This window comes from Halarchaeum acidiphilum MH1-52-1, from assembly GCF_000474235.1.
Taxonomy (GTDB): domain Archaea; phylum Halobacteriota; class Halobacteria; order Halobacteriales; family Halobacteriaceae; genus Halarchaeum; species Halarchaeum acidiphilum.
Window position 1 is genome coordinate 1 of sequence record NZ_BATA01000159.1, and the last position, 593, is coordinate 593.

1 protein-coding gene and 1 pseudogene are annotated in these 593 nt (G+C 55.3%); one reads left to right on the forward strand and one right to left on the reverse strand.

The genetic code is table 11. The features are described 5' to 3' along the window. Window positions 1-218 (forward strand): hypothetical protein (locus AOZ13_RS13660; protein WP_234402896.1); only part of this gene is annotated, 218 nt, incomplete at its 5' end. A 193-nt stretch (window positions 219-411) separates the two neighbouring features. Here the strand turns inward: AOZ13_RS13660 and AOZ13_RS13665 are convergent. Next, window positions 412-593: pseudogene (locus tag AOZ13_RS13665) on the reverse strand (hypothetical protein); the annotation flags it as partial.

Below are 593 nucleotides of genomic sequence, written 5' to 3' on the forward strand. Positions count from 1 at the left end.
GGCTTTGTGAGGTACTGAGTATCATGAAGCTCCAAGAGCATCCGCTGATTCGTGAAATCGGTCGCGAGCGCTGGATCAAGGAGTTGCTGTGCGAACTCCTCGGTCAGGAGGCGATCATGATACTGGAGATTAGGCGTGAACGCATCCTTGTAGAGCGTGTAGTTCTCAGAGAGGGTTCGAAGTCACTTGGAAAGGCTGGCGTGGAATTGGATGAGTAAGCGATTAGTGGGGGGTGCCAAATGAGAATTCGAGTTGTTCGGTGACGATGTCGCGGCTTCCTTCAGCCTAGGCTCGCATTGTTTCAGCGGGGAGTAGGCGGCCAGCTGGGCGGTGCCACGTGTCCGCGTGCGGGTGACCTCGGTGGAGAATCGTTCCGACCGGAGGATATCAGTGAGTTCAATCAGCGCCTGACTATACCCTACGAACATTCGTCTTTAGCCAAGACTCACACCTCGGTTGTGTAGCGGTAGCGAGCGTCTCCTGTAAGACCGGTCGTTGCTGGTGAATCTTCTGAGCGTCCTCAATCGATCGCTCCAGCAACGACGGTGGCGAATAACCGAGATACTCACCGAGTTCGTGGAGGATGAGCTGGG